The sequence below is a fragment of the Rhodococcus sp. MS13 genome, assembly GCF_013277835.1.
Lineage (GTDB): Bacteria > Actinomycetota > Actinomycetes > Mycobacteriales > Mycobacteriaceae > Rhodococcus_F > Rhodococcus_F erythropolis.
Window position 1 is genome coordinate 148,210 of the sequence record NZ_VBTL01000010.1, and the last position, 13,468, is coordinate 161,677.

Consider the following 13,468-nt stretch of genomic DNA (forward strand, 5'->3'; position numbering starts at 1 on the left):
ACCTAGTTGCCCAGCGTCGTCAGATCCGGGTAGTTCGAGACCTCCCAGCCGCCGTCGACGACCAGGCTGGTTCCGGTGATGTACGAGGCGTCGTCGCTGGCGAGATAGAGGCAGGGGCCCGCGATCTCGTCGGGAGTTGCCGCTCGGGTCATGGGGATTCGGCTGAGAAACATGTCGCGGGCGGGTTCGTAGTTCATGACCGGCGCGACCAGTGGCGTGTCGACCAGGCCGGGTAGAACGGCATTGACCCGGATCCCCGACGCAGCGAGTTCGATCGCGGCATTCTTGCTGAACATCTCGACCCCGGCTTTGCCTGTCGCGTACGCGCTCCCGTAGGGGCTCGGCACGTGCGCGTTCAATGAGGACACGTTGACTATCGCACCACCGCGACCATGCTCTCGGATATGCCGCGCTTCATGTTTGGTGCAGAGGAAGACGCCCTTCTGCACCAGGTCGATGGTGAAGTCCCAGTCGGCCTCGTCGAGGTCGACGATCTGCCCAACCCGCGACGCCCCGGCAACGTTGAAAGCCAGATCGATACCGCCGAATTCCGCTGCCGCAGCGGCAATAGCCTCGGCAACATCGGATTCCTTGGTGACGTCAGCGGGAACGGCGAGGAAAGACGCGCTGTGCTGGGAGGCTATCTCCTTCAAACCCTCTGCATCGATGTCTATTCCGGCTACCTGTGCGCCTTCGCCGATAAGTCGTAGTGCGATGGCTGCACCGATACCTGATGCTGCGCCGGTGACAACCGCGGTTTTGCCGGCAAATCTGGACGTGTTAATGGGCACCTGCTTTCAAGAACATTCCGGTTCGGCGGTTGCCGAGAACGGGTGCTGCTTCTCCGTCGCCGAAGACGTACTCGCCGCCGACGAACACTGCGGTGACGGTCTGATCGTTGCGATTGACCATGCGGGAGAGGTTGTCGTACTCCGCGACCGGACTTTCGGCGTACGCCTCGAGTGAATCGTCGAGATGGGCGGGATCGATCACAACCAGGTCGGCGCGGTCACCTAATCGAAGGTGCCCGGCATCGACGTCGTACCACTCGGCGAGTTCGCCGGTGAGGCGATGCACCGCTGCCTCGACGGTCATGAAGGGACGGCCGACCTTTTGGGCATCGTAGACACGTCGTAGTAGTCGTAAGCCGAAGTTGTAGAACGCCATGTTGCGCAAATGCGCTCCGGCGTCGGAGAACCCGAGTTGGACGCCGTTGTCCTGGGCGAACTTGTCCAGAATCTCCGGCCGGTGGTTCGAGATGGTTGTGCGCCAACGCACTTTCGTGCCGTGTTCGAGGACCAGATCCAGGAATGCATCGACAGGGTGGAGGCCGCCTCGTTCGACGCCGACCTGCCCGAAGCTCTTGCCGACAAGGGATTCATCGGGGCAGGAAACGATTTCGGCGTCGAAGAAGTCGCGGTGCCAGACTTTGACGCCGAATTTTTGATCGTAGTCCTTGCGGAACTGTCGACGGTACTTCTCACTCTGCATCAGGACGTTGCGTTCCATCTCGTCGGTCAGATGCAGTGCTGCAGCGCCGGATCCGAACTCCTCGAAGACAACCAGGTCGATGCCGTCGGCATATACCTCGAAGGGAACTGGCAGGTGCTGCCAGCGCAGGTCGCCGCCGAGTCGATTGACCAAGTGTGCCAGTGGGCCGAGGATCACCACGGCCAACTTGTTGGACTTGATGTCGGCCGCCGAAAGCATGCTCGTCTTGAGTCGCTTACGCCAGATACCCGCGCTGGAGAACGCCATAGCTCCGGTACTCATCGGGTTCGAGAGGTCAGGTCCGGCCTGAAATACCCGTCCTCGGCGGCGCAGGATCGCATTGAGTCGGCGTCGTTCTTTCGTGGTTGCATACGTCGACGGCAGCGTGCGTGAGCGGCAGGTCTCACCGTCGAGTTTGTCGAACAACAATTGCTGACTGGACATCCCGACGAATCCTGCGTCGAGAGCTTCGGTCAACTGTGCTTCCATCGACGCGAGTTCGGTGTCGGTGGGGTGCACGTCCTTCCTGGTAGCACGATCCAGTCCCATCTCGGCGGCTCGCATGTCGGAGTGTCCGATGAAGGCTGCAATGTTGGGACCTAGCGGAAGCGCCTCGAGTGCAGCAACATACTCTCTCGCGGAGTTCCAGGTCTTGGCCCGCGTGAGTGCTTCGACGACGTGCTTGCGTGGGATAGCTTCGACGCGGCCGAAAAGGTCGCCGGCGTCCGACGGGCTGGCGTGAATGGTGGACAGGGAACACGATCCGACAAAGATCGACGTGACCCCGTGTCTGAGAGATTCGCTCAGCGCCGGGCCTTCGAGGATCTCGACGTCGTAGTGAGTGTGGATGTCCACGATGCCCGGGATCACCCACTTGCGCCGCGCGTCGATGACACGGGGACAGTCGGTTTCGTCGAGTGGATCGAGGGAGATGGCAGTGACCAGCCCACCGCTGATACCCAGATTGCGGACAGCTGGTTTCGCCCCGGTGCCGTCGAACCACAGACCGTTGTTGATCACGGCGTCGTAGGTCATGAGATAGCCACCTTTGCGCGTATCGTCTTCCCGGTTGCATTGCGAGGCAGAGGAGTTGTGCTCAGTTTCCACTTCACCGGCACCTTGAAGTAGGCCAGTCGTTCGGCGACATAGTCGCGTAGTTCTTCTTCGGTCGCCGCTCGCTCGCTGCGAAGAACGACAACGGCCGCCACTTCTTGACCGAGGTCTGCCGAATCAATGCCGATCACAGCGCATTCGAGTACCGCGGGATGCTCGTCGATGCACTGCTCGATTTCGAGAGGGTAGACGTTCTCGCCGCCGCGCAGGATCAGATCGGACCGGCGGCCCGTCAGGCGGAGTCGGCCGTCTTCGAGAACTCCGAAGTCGCCGGTTCGGAGCCATCGGTCGGGACCGATGGCGGCAGCAGTCGCAGTCTCGTCGTTCCAGTATCCCGACATCACATATGGACTGCGAGCGCAGATTTCGCCCTCCTCGCCGTCGGGAACCGCAACACCGAATGGATCACGGACCTCCACACTCACACCGATGATAGGTCGTCCGAGAGTTCCGGGGAACGCGGCGAGTTCTGGTGGCGTGGCAACCGAAATGCCGGTGGAGGATTCGGTGAGCCCGTAGCTGTCGACCAAGGTGTGCTGTGCAAAAGGCAGTCGTGCGCGCAGGCGGTCCTGCAAGGCCGGAGATGACGGCGCAGACGCGAGTGCAAAGGCGCTCAGTGAGGTCAGGTCGTACTTCTCGAGACTGCCATGTTCGAGGAGACGGGTTGCCATGGTGGGGACCACCGCCCAGTTGGTGACCTTCTCGCGTTCGACAAGGGAAAGGACTTCGTCGACGTCGAAGGCGCCCTGGTGGATGACCACCGCTCCGCCCGTTGCGAGTCGTGGGATCGCCAGGTTATGCAGGCTTGCAATGTGAAACAGCGGCGCGGTCAGCAGATACCGCAAGTCACTGGGTCGGCCGTCACTGGGTCGGCCGGTGAACGCCGCAGCGAGGCGATCGCTGTAGCGGTGGTAGTCGATGACGGCCAACACGTTTCGATGAGTATGAACAGCGCCCTTGGGGCGGCCGCTGGTTCCGCTCGTGTAAAGAATGACGGCCGGATCGTCCTCGTCGACGGACGTGCGGGGCAGTGCCGAACCCGAATACTTCTCCATCAAGGCCGGTAGATCTTCTTCCATCGTGAGCACGGGAACATCGGTGTTCACTTCGGAAAGAACTTGTGCGCGTTTGGCGTCGGCGATCACCACGGTGGGAGTGGTGTGATCGATGCCGTATTGCACTTCACGGGCCACCCACCACGAGTTGAACCCGACGGCGATGGCGCCAAGCGACTGAGCCGCCCAGAAGGTCATCACCCATTCCGGCGTATTGGCGGCGAGGATGCCCACCCGATCGCCCTTGCGAACGCCGTAACGCTCGCGCAGCGCAGTGGCCAATGCTGCTACGGCCTCGCCGTGCTCGAGGTAGCTGAAGCGTCGGTCCTTGGTCACCAGGTAGTCGCGTGATCCGTAATCGAAGGATGCGGCGAGCACGTCGCCGAGTGCCTTGTCACGGTTCTTCATGACGGGCATCGAGCTGCCGAGTACATCCTCGACTTGCATCTCGAAAGGACCACCGGGGCCGGTCAGCCCAGCCATGACGGACGCGATGAATGCTTGTGTATCAGCGGAAGTAGTCACGTGAAGTGCCTTTCGAAGATTAGGGTACGAGCACTGCGCGTCCGGTGACCTTGCCGTGTTCGAGACGGTCGAGTGCGTCGCGGGCATCAGCGAGGTCGAAGCGGGCTACTTCTACCGTTACCAGACCGGCCTGTGCCAGGGCGATGGAATCGACGAGGTCGTTTCTGGTGCCGCCATAGGACTTCCGGATCGATGCGCCCCACGGCCAGCCCGGTCCGCCGGCAGCTTCGGCTGTGATTCCCGGGTTTCCGCCTCCGAGACCCACCATGCGATACGCGCCGCTCGGCGCAACCGCTTGAACGGACATCTGTGCAGTTGCGTCGATACCGACGAAGTCGAAGATGACTTCTGCGCCTCTGGCCGACGTGAGGTCGAGGATGTGCTGCGCGGTGTCCGGTCCCGATTCGAGCGTGATGTCGGCGCCGCAACGTTTGGCGAGATCGAGTTGATCCTGTCCGACGTCGACGGCGATGATGCGCACGGCACTGATTGCCCGAAGTATCTGTACTGCAACGTGACCGAGTCCGCCGACGCCGATCACGACGGCGGTGGCACCGGGCTGGAGATGTTCGCGTGCGCCGCGAATGGCGTGGTAGCTCGTCAGTGCTGCATCGGCGAGTGGTGCGGCCTGCAGGAAGTCGAGGTCTCCGATGGGTACGAAGGAGCGAGCCGGGATCTTGACGTACTCGGCCATCCCGCCTTCGGGACCGAGCCCGGGGCAGGGCGGCATCGCGGTGCGTCCAGCGGCGAGGCACATGTTCTCGTTGCCGCTCATGCATTCTCGGCACTGTCCACACGACCAACAGAGGTAGACGACACCGCGTTCCCCGACGGACCGACCGTCCACGCCGGCCCCGACGGCTTCGATGGTGCCGGCGATCTCGTGGCCGATGGTCAGCGGTTCTTCGCGCATCTTGTACGGAAAGTGCAGGAGGTGCAGATCGGAGTGGCAGATTCCCGCTGCGCCCACCCGAATCAGCAGTTCCGATGGACTGATCTCGGGGATCGGCACGTCGTTGATCTCGAGGAGACCAGGCCCCATGAGCTGAGCTGCCTTCATGAACTGACCTCGCTGATCTCGGAGTTGTACGCAGCGCTCAGATAGGCGTTGCTGCGGTCGGACCCGATCAGACCGGGTGCCATCTTGTTCATGACGTAGGCGAAAGTCATCCGGCGGTCCAGATCGTTGACCAGCATCGAGCCGCCGACACCGGCCCACCAGCAGGCGCGTCCGTCGGGAACCAGGGGTGCGGTATCCGGGTGCGGCAGTCCGTATCCGATGCCGAACTTGAGCGGAGTCATGATCCCGAGGTCGATACCGTCGGCTTGGATCTCGAAGATCAGGTCGATGGTGCTCTGCGAGAGCAGCTTCTGGCCGTCGAGCACACCACCGTTCGAGATCACGGATTGGATCCGAGCGATAGAACGTGCGTTGCCGTGGCCGTTGACTGCGCCGATCTCGGCCTCCCGCCAGGGCGCGGTGTTGACCTCGGGGTAGTCGAGCAGTGGGCAGGTCAGGGTCTTGATGAAGATGCTGTCCTGGTCGAGCGTGGACAGGTCGAACTCCAACGCGGGCGGCGGAACCATGGTGGCTATTCGACCGAAATGCTCTGCGGACGTGCCGATGTGGAAGTCGGCTCCCAGTGGACCGGCTAGCTCTTCGGCAAAGAACCTGCCGAGGGTCCGACCGTCGATGCGACGAATGACTTCACCGACGAGATGGCCGTAGTTGATCGCGTGATAGCCCGACGCCGTACCTGGGGCCCACCAAGGCTTCTGGGTAGCGAGGCGAGCGGTGGACGTCTCGAGGTCGTAGATGTCCTTCAGCTCGATCGGGCGCTCCCAACCGGAGACGCCAGACGTATGCGACAGAAGGTGGCGAACTTCGATGTCTTCCTTGCCGTTTACCGCAAATTCGGGCCAGTAGTGAGCAACCTTCTGGTACACGTCCAATTGGCCGCGTTCGACCAGCAGGAGCGCACACAGAGCCGCCATGGTCTTGGTGATGGAGAAGGTGTTGACGATGGTGTCCGGGCCCCAAGGAGTGGTACGGGATTCGTCGGCGTATCCGCCCCAGATGTCTACTACGGCTTCTCCGTCGACGGTGATGGCGATGGAGCCACCCAACTCCTCACCGGATTCGAGTTGCGCCTCGAAGGCGGTGCGGACGGCTTCGAACTCGTTGTTGCAGTGACCGTTCACCGTGCTCATGCGCGATCCGCCTTCTCGAGTTCGTGTGCTGCTGCACGCGCCGCAACAGGTAGTTTGTTCCCCGAGGCCGCGGCACGCTTGGTGCCCTTGGCAATTTCCTTGTTCATGTTGCGGACGTACGGGTCGAACTCGAGCTGAATGGTGTGGCGCGGTGACTTGTAATAGGGGGCGAGGAAGTACGCCTCGTCGGCCTTGGTGATCTCCTGCATCTCGTTCGCGGACGGCAGCTGGTATTTACCGGTGAGGTAGGCCGCGACGAGCTTGCTCTGCTGCTCGGCGAAGTTTACGAGCGTCGGCATGGGCTGAGCGAGTCCCATGAAGAAGAGGTTGTCGATTCCGGGCTTCATCATGCGTTTGAAGAGTGGGAATCGGTTGTCTTTGTCCGGCAGCAGGTTCGGGTCGTCGAAGAAGGGGAAGCTGATGTTGTAGCCGGTGGCGCAGACGACCACGTCGACGTCCTCGGCGGTGCCGTCGGCGAAATGAACCTGCTTTCCGTCGAGTTTGGTGATCGCCGGCTTGAAGGTGATGTCGCCGGACCCGGCGCGTCCCAAGAACTCGCCACTGGCTGACGGATGTGCCTCGAAGGGGCGGTGATCTGGCTTGGGTAGTCCGTAGCCCTCCATGGTTCCCAGGTTCTTGCCGAGGAATCGACGACTCAGGAACAGGCGCAGCCCCCGAGGCATCCAGGGCGGGGTGATCAGTTTGTCTCCCGGCACGCCGCCCAGGTATTTCGGCAACACCCACACGCCGCGGCGCGCCGAGACGATGAGTTTGTCGGCGAGGTATCTCTGCCCCAGTTCGGAAGCAATGTCCAAGCCGGAGTTCCCCATTCCGACCACGACTACTTTCTTGCCGCGCATGTCGATCGGATCGAACGGGTCGTTGTAGCTGTGGCTGTGCATGAGGACGCCGTCGAACTCGCCTGGGTAATCCGGGATGTTGGGATCCCAGTGGTGACCATTGCAGACCATCAGGACGTCGTAGGTACGGACTTCGCCGTCCGAGCGCGTGACGGTCCACAGTCCGTTTGCATCACGCTCTGCGGCAACAACACTGGTGTTGAAGATGATCGACTCACGCAGGCCGAAATGCTCGACGTAGTCCTTGAAGTACTGGAAGAGTTCGGAATGGTGGGGGAAATCGGGAAGGTCGGCAGAGACCGGGAAGTCCTCGAATGCCAAGCGCCACTTCGACGTGTCGATATGCAGGCTCTGGTAGCAGGCCGACATTCCGTTGGGGTTCTTGTAGTACCAGTTTCCGCCGACCTCGTCGGACGCTTCGTAGCAGTCGAAGGGTATTCCGAATTCCTTCATTCGCTTGGCCGTCGTGATTCCGGTAGGCCCGGCGCCGATGATGCAGACGCTCGGCAAGGGGGAGGGGCTCATTCGCCATCGCTTTCTGTTCTGTCTCGGGCGTGCGCGAAGAAGAATCGAAGCCCGAGAAGTGACTTGAGTCATAGTGCGCCATTCGCTGACGATGTGTCAATGAATGACGCAATGTTTTTTGATGACGGTGAGTCGGTGATTTGCCAGGAAGTCGAAATGCGAGCAAGGTGGGCGACGTGAGCACGACTACCGATGGCCCGAAGAACAGGCGGGGAACCCTTCGCGACGAGCAGAAACGCGCGACGCGGGCCAAACTCGTGGACGCCGCACGCACTCTGTTCGAGGAACGGGGATACGCGGCTGTCACGGTCGACGACATCTCCTCGGTCGTCGGATGCAGTAGAGCCACGTTCTACGTGCATTTCGCCAGCAAGGTGGAGATGCTCAAGACGATCGGCGCGGCCGGGATGGCGGCGAGTGCGTTCGCTTTCTACATCGATCTCGATCGGGTCCTCGACACGAACTCTCGCGTGGAGTTCACCGCATGGCTGGAGCGTGCCTTCGACTGGTTCGACGAGAACAAGCGCCTGCTGCCGGCGTGGGACGAGGCCGTGGCACTCGAACCGGAGTTCCGCGAGACAGCGCGAGACGGTATGACCGAACTGCCGAATGCCATGCCCAAGTATCTGGGTCGGTGGCCGGTGGAACAGCATGACGAGGCGAGGTTGCGCGTCGAATTGCTCGTGAGCCAGCTGGAGCGATTCTTCACACGCTGGGCCGTGCAGGGGACGATCGACGTGACTCGGATGCAGGCGGCCGAGGTTCTGACCGACATCTGGTTCCCGGCCCTGTCGCCGGAATCCAAGGGCGGCGACGAGCGGTAGGGGCTAGCTCGGATCGATCTCCACGCTGATCGCACCGATGAGGAGTTCTCTTGCTCGTTCGATGGAAATCGAGCCGCTCAGCCAGCGTTCACTCAGGCCTTCGACCAGTGCAGTGAGTCGTTCGGCGGCGTCGGCCGGGCTTGCCTTCGGATCAGCGAGGCCGACGTCCTGAGCTTGCCGGATCAAGGATTCGACGTCGTCTGCCCATTTCTGCGTTGTGGTACGTAGTGATTCGCGTAGCTCGTCTGCGAAGACGGCGCTTGCCCGAAGTTCGCCCCATGCAATGCTGTTTTCGCGAATCTTCGGCGAGTTCTGAAACTCCAGCAGGAGCATCTGGTCGAGCTGCGCGCGCGGGTCTGTTTCCGTGAAGGCATCCTCGGTGTACAGCGCGGCGCGATCGTTGATGTGATCGAGGGCCCGGCGCAGCACACCGGCGCGGTTCTGGAAGTGGTAGTAGATCAGCGCGGTCGACACCCCCGCCTCGGCGGCGAGCGTTTCCACTCTCAGCCCGCGCACGCCGTGCTGGGCGATGACGCGGACTGCCGCTTCCAAGATTTCCGTTTGACGGTTCGACACGAGTCCGAATTCTACGAGGGTGGTCGGGACGGGCTTCTAGTCCGCAGGTTCCTGCTGGGTGGTGCAGTGAATGCCGCCACCACCGGCGGCAATGGCGTCGATGTTGATCTGCACGACGCGACGGTCGGGGAAGAGGCGCTCCAATTCACTTCTGGCAGCCTGGTCGGCCTCGGGATCACCGAATTCAGGGGCGATGACTGCTCCGTTGCACACGTAAAAGTTGATGTATCCGGCTGCGAAATCATCTGATTCGAACTGCGGCCTGATCGAAACAGGTGCCTCGAGAACAACCACTTCCAGCTTCCGCCCCTGGGCGTCGGTCGCGTTCTCGAGAATCTCGAGGTGGCGTGCGGTCACGTCGTGGTCGAAGGACTCCGGATCCGTGTCGAGGCCTGCGACCACGACGCCTGGTCGCGCGAAGCGGGCGTAGAAGTCCGTGTGGCCGTCCGTGATGTCCTTGCCTGCGATTCCCGGTAGCCAGATGATCTTGTCGAGGCCGAGCAGGGGACCGAGTTCGGCTTCGACGTCCGACTTCGACCATCCCGGGTTGCGGTTGTTGTTGAGGACGCAGCTTTCGGTGATGATGGCTGTTCCTTCGCCGTCGACCTCGATGCCGCCGCCTTCGAGGATCAGGTCGGTAGGCAATGATTCGACTCCCGCGCGGGCGGCGACAAACGCTGCGACTTGGCCGTCCTGATCAAAATCCTGCTTCTCGCCCCAACCGTTGAAGTTGAAATCGATACCCGCTTTGGTCCCGTTGCCTTTCACGAATACGGGGCCGGTGTCGCGCATCCAGAGGTCGTCGAGAGGGGCGGCGATCAGTTCGACCGATGGGCCGACGAGGGTTCGTGCCAAGTCCAGTTCCTCGGAACGGACAAGCATCGAGACGGGCTCGAACTGCGCGATAGTCTGCGCGATCGTCGCGAGGTTGCGCTGGACCTCGGGCAGGAGGGCGGCTCCCCAGATCGCTTCACTGGCGCCGAACGCCATCCAGGTGCGCTTGTGCGGATCGCCCTCTTCCGGCATCACCCACTCGCGAAGATCGTCGCTGCCATTGCTCCCGCCCGAGGCTGAGTCGGAATCGCCGCAACCTGCCAGGAAGAGGCCACTGAGCGCGGCTGCGCCTGCCTGTATGAACCGACGTCTGTGCATTGCGGTGACTCCTTCTGCTTCTCGCGGGCTCGTGTGGTCTTCGAGAAATCTGTTCATCGCGCGCGAGTGGGGCAACATCCAGCTACTGTTCGATCACACCAGGTGCGTCTGGCGCTCACTTGCTTGCACAGAGACTAGCTCCTGACTGAAAATTTAGTCAAGAAAGTAGTGATCATGAACGATGACATTCGGGATACCCGCCAGCCGATGGTGACTTCGCTTGGCATCATCTTGGGGTTCTTATTGAACTTTTTGGCTCAGTGGGCAATTCGCGACGACGGCAAAGCGCCAGTGGAAACCACGACGGACTGGGTCATCGTGGTCACACTGTTCACAGCCGTCGCTCTGATGCTCATAGTTCTCTTCCGAACGCTGAGTAGCTCGTATGAAGTGGAGCATGCTCGCAAGAGGTACCGCAGTATTCTGCGTCTCTACTTGTTTGCCATCTCGCTGGTTTTTGCCGGAATGGCTGCCGCACTGTTCGTGTAGTGGGAACTGAAGGAATTATCCGACGGAAGGTCACGAGTCGATGAGTCCTTCGACCGTTCCTCGCCATCCGCGGCGCTGGTAGTCCCGGGGCGACATGCCGTGAGCCGCGATGAAGACCTTGGTGAATCCGGACGCGTGCGCGTATCCGAGTCGACGGGCAGTCTCTCCGGCCGCGAGGCCCTCCTCGAGATAAGCGCGGGCGAGGGTCATCCGCAACTGACCGCGCCAGCGCGGGAAGCTCTGGCCGGTGGCCGCTACGAAGTCTTTGAGGAGCATGTCCTCGTCGACGCCGAGCCGAGCGCTCCAATCCGGCAGCGTGCGCGAATCGGCGGGGTTCTCCCGGAGTGCGGCAAGGATCGTTTCGACTGGATCGGCCTGATCGCCGCTGGGTAGGGGTGCTGCCGCGGCACTTCGAATCAGCCTCGCGATCCGGGCGGGGTCGTGGATCTCGGGGCGCAGGTGGGTGTAATTCGCGACCACCGTGTGCAGCAGATACGCCTGCGCTTCGCGCGCGAAGTGCAGCACACGTGGGGGCGGTGCGGTGACGGGAGAGGCACCCGGCTGGGATCCGAGGGGAAGTAACAAAGAGCCTTCGGCGATCTCGACGCTGTTGCGCACTCCAGCGGGAAGCCACATCGCGTCACCCCGTCTCAGATTCCAGGTTCGGTCGCCGAAAGTGACCCGGGCGGAGCCTCGGTAGATCCAGACAACGACGTGAAAGTCGTTGACCCGTGCCCACGTTCCACTTGCGGGGATCGTCGGGGGTGCTGGTGCCGATCCTGACCGGGCGCCTTCTTCGGACAGCAATGCAACGCCCTGTGCCAGGGTCTCGTCTTCACGGGGCGGCGTCGGGCGCCGGTTGGCGCGTGCGTAGTCGGTGGGTGTCATGCCGGTGTGTTCTCGGAAGGCGCGGGTGAAGCCCGCGGGTGTCGCGAAGCCGACCTGGCTACCCGTCCAGCCGATTTCGCGGCCGGCGGCCAGATATGAGGTCGCTGCCGCGATCCGGGCCGAAGTACGCCAGCGCACGAATGACAATCCCGTTTCCTCGGTGAATCGGCGCTGCAGGGTGCGGACACCGATCTTGAGTTGCTGGGCGAACCGGGAAAGTTCGGTGTCGTCGGATGGCGTCCGCAGCAGCGTGCGTGCGATCTCGAGGGTTTCGGCCGAGCGTGGCAAGCGCGGTGGCGAGTATGACGGGGAGTTGTCGTCCCCGTCGGAGTGAACACCCGCGACAAGCTCGATCAGTCCGGCTCCCGCTGCCGTCTCACCCCGAAGAAATCCCAAGTTGTGCGCGAATTGGTGGACGAGCCAGTCCTGCCAGTCTGCTGGGATCTCGAAGTCGATGACCCGGTTCAACGCGGGCGGCAGGTCGGCCGCGGGCAGTGGGATGGGAAATGCGACCGCGCCCGGATCGACCCGGATGCTGTACGCGATTCCCGCCGGTACCCAGATTGCCGCCCCCGCAGTCACACTGCGGGTACGGCCGCTGATCTGCAATTCTGCGCGCCCGGTATGTACCCAGAACAGCAGTGGCTCGCGTTCATTCGCGGTCGAGGCGAGCCGAGCAGCGGGGATCTCGGGGACTTCGCCTGCGGGGAACACCAGCCGTGGTCCCACGATGCCCTCCCGACGTCGATGCATTCTCTTCCAGCCGACCGATGAGTGTAAGAAGTCGGCACGCACGGATAACCCTAACTGATTAGGGCAGGCTAGCTTTATTTATTGGCCCTCCCGTCGTGCGAACGTGGGCCGGACCCCCGTCTGTGCGCTTCCGAGGAGACTTTCCGTGCCCCGAAACACCCGTCCGACAACGGCGTACCCCGTTACCTTGCGTGAACTCGAGGTACATCGGGTGACAGAGGTGACGCCGGGCATGCGGAGAGTGACGCTCACCGGAGCCCAACTCGACACCTTCACCAACGCCGACGGAATTGCCGAACCCGCCTTCGCGAGTACGGGCTTCGACGACGACATCCGGTTGCTGTTCACCTACCCCGGCGAAACCGACCCGGTCCTGCCGGTAATGGTCGACGGCAGTGTGACTTTCGCTGCGGGGCGCCGTCCGCTTGCCCGCGCATACACCGTGCGCCGCTACGATCCGCAAACAAGGGAACTCGACGTCGATTTCGTCGTTCACGGCGACGGAGTGGCTACCACCTGGGCGCGGGACGCCAGCCCGGGCGACCGAATGCACATCGCGGGCCCCTCTGTATCGAAGGGACTCCCGGAAGATCACGAGTATCTGCTGGCCGTCGGTGACGAGACCGCGTTGCCGGCGATCGCACGTCTGCTCGAGGAATTGCCCGCCGATGCCAGGGGGCATGTGTTCGTCGAAATTGCGGACTCGGCTCACATCCAATCGGTGCGCGAGTTGTCCGGGGTGAGTGTCACGTGGTTGCCGCGCGAGGGGGCCGAGCCCGGCGCCACTACTTTGTTGCTCGACGCGGTCAGTGCTGCCGAATGGCCTGACGGACGCGTATTCGCTTGGCTTGCAGGCGAACAGGCGACGGTTCGCTCGCTTCGGCGTCATTTGATTCGTGATCGAGGAATTGCGAAGACTGACATCGATTTCACCGGCTACTGGAAACGCGGCGGGGCCGTGCGTGCAGATTCCTGACCTGGCTCCATCGCTCACCCAACACCCTTC

General features: G+C 62.2%; 12 protein-coding genes. 3 read left to right on the forward strand and 9 right to left on the reverse strand.

All coding sequences use genetic code 11. The features are described 5' to 3' along the window. Positions 1 to 2 precede the first annotated feature (2 nt). Genes FEZ59_RS21455 through FEZ59_RS21480 form a run of 6 tightly spaced genes read right to left on the reverse strand, consistent with a single transcriptional unit; the run spans position 3 to position 7,780 of the window. Positions 3 to 791 carry a glucose 1-dehydrogenase gene (locus FEZ59_RS21455; RefSeq protein ID WP_172933173.1) on the reverse strand — a complete coding sequence of 263 codons (789 nt, stop codon included), beginning with the start codon at positions 789 to 791 and terminating at the stop codon, positions 3 to 5. Continuing rightward, a complete protein-coding gene (locus FEZ59_RS21460) occupies positions 781 to 2,526 on the reverse strand; it encodes an amidohydrolase family protein (protein WP_172933174.1) in 1,746 nt (581 codons plus the stop codon). Before FEZ59_RS21460 ends, FEZ59_RS21455 begins: the two co-directional genes overlap by 11 nt. Beyond that, positions 2,523 to 4,184, reverse strand: a complete 1,662-nt coding sequence (locus tag FEZ59_RS21465; RefSeq protein ID WP_069145357.1) for a class I adenylate-forming enzyme family protein — start codon at positions 4,182 to 4,184, stop codon at positions 2,523 to 2,525. The genes FEZ59_RS21460 and FEZ59_RS21465 overlap by 4 nt, the downstream gene beginning before the upstream one ends. Before the next feature lie 19 nt (positions 4,185 to 4,203). Then, positions 4,204 to 5,244: an NAD(P)-dependent alcohol dehydrogenase gene (locus tag FEZ59_RS21470; RefSeq protein ID WP_172933175.1), complete on the reverse strand. Its 1,041-nt coding sequence runs from the start codon at positions 5,242 to 5,244 to the stop codon at positions 4,204 to 4,206. Further along, positions 5,241 to 6,395 (reverse strand): serine hydrolase domain-containing protein, encoded by a 1,155-nt coding sequence (locus FEZ59_RS21475; protein WP_172933176.1) that lies wholly within the window; start codon positions 6,393 to 6,395, stop codon positions 5,241 to 5,243. Before FEZ59_RS21475 ends, FEZ59_RS21470 begins: the two co-directional genes overlap by 4 nt. Then, positions 6,392 to 7,780: an NAD(P)-binding domain-containing protein gene (locus tag FEZ59_RS21480; protein WP_020971222.1), complete on the reverse strand. Its 1,389-nt coding sequence runs from the start codon at positions 7,778 to 7,780 to the stop codon at positions 6,392 to 6,394. Before FEZ59_RS21480 ends, FEZ59_RS21475 begins: the two co-directional genes overlap by 4 nt. 167 nt (positions 7,781 to 7,947) lie before the next feature. Here FEZ59_RS21480 and FEZ59_RS21485 point away from each other — a divergent pair, with 167 nt between their 5' ends. Continuing rightward, positions 7,948 to 8,604 (forward strand): TetR/AcrR family transcriptional regulator, encoded by a 657-nt coding sequence (locus tag FEZ59_RS21485; RefSeq protein WP_021333340.1) that lies wholly within the window; start codon positions 7,948 to 7,950, stop codon positions 8,602 to 8,604. Positions 8,605 to 8,607: 3 nt separating this feature from the next. Here the strand turns inward: FEZ59_RS21485 and FEZ59_RS21490 are convergent, their stop codons facing one another. Then, entirely contained in the window at positions 8,608 to 9,180 is a 573-nt protein-coding gene (locus FEZ59_RS21490) for a TetR/AcrR family transcriptional regulator (protein ID WP_046379538.1), read from the reverse strand. A gap of 36 nt (positions 9,181 to 9,216) precedes the next feature. Then, on the reverse strand, positions 9,217 to 10,332 hold the full coding sequence (locus FEZ59_RS21495; protein WP_042953257.1) for an agmatine deiminase family protein: 1,116 nt from the start codon (positions 10,330 to 10,332) through the stop codon (positions 9,217 to 9,219). 174 nt (positions 10,333 to 10,506) lie between these two features. Between FEZ59_RS21495 and FEZ59_RS21500 the strand changes: the two genes are divergently transcribed. After that, positions 10,507 to 10,821 (forward strand): hypothetical protein, encoded by a 315-nt coding sequence (locus FEZ59_RS21500; protein WP_042953267.1) that lies wholly within the window; start codon positions 10,507 to 10,509, stop codon positions 10,819 to 10,821. A gap of 30 nt (positions 10,822 to 10,851) precedes the next feature. On the opposite strand, the gene FEZ59_RS21505 is transcribed toward FEZ59_RS21500, so the two are convergent. Then, positions 10,852 to 12,438: a helix-turn-helix domain-containing protein gene (locus FEZ59_RS21505; protein WP_060937778.1), complete on the reverse strand. Its 1,587-nt coding sequence runs from the start codon at positions 12,436 to 12,438 to the stop codon at positions 10,852 to 10,854. 169 nt (positions 12,439 to 12,607) lie between these two features. Here FEZ59_RS21505 and FEZ59_RS21510 point away from each other — a divergent pair, with 169 nt between their 5' ends. Continuing rightward, positions 12,608 to 13,438, forward strand: coding sequence for an SIP domain-containing protein (locus FEZ59_RS21510; RefSeq protein WP_172933177.1), 831 nt, complete (start codon positions 12,608 to 12,610; stop codon positions 13,436 to 13,438). Positions 13,439 to 13,468 lie beyond the last annotated feature (30 nt).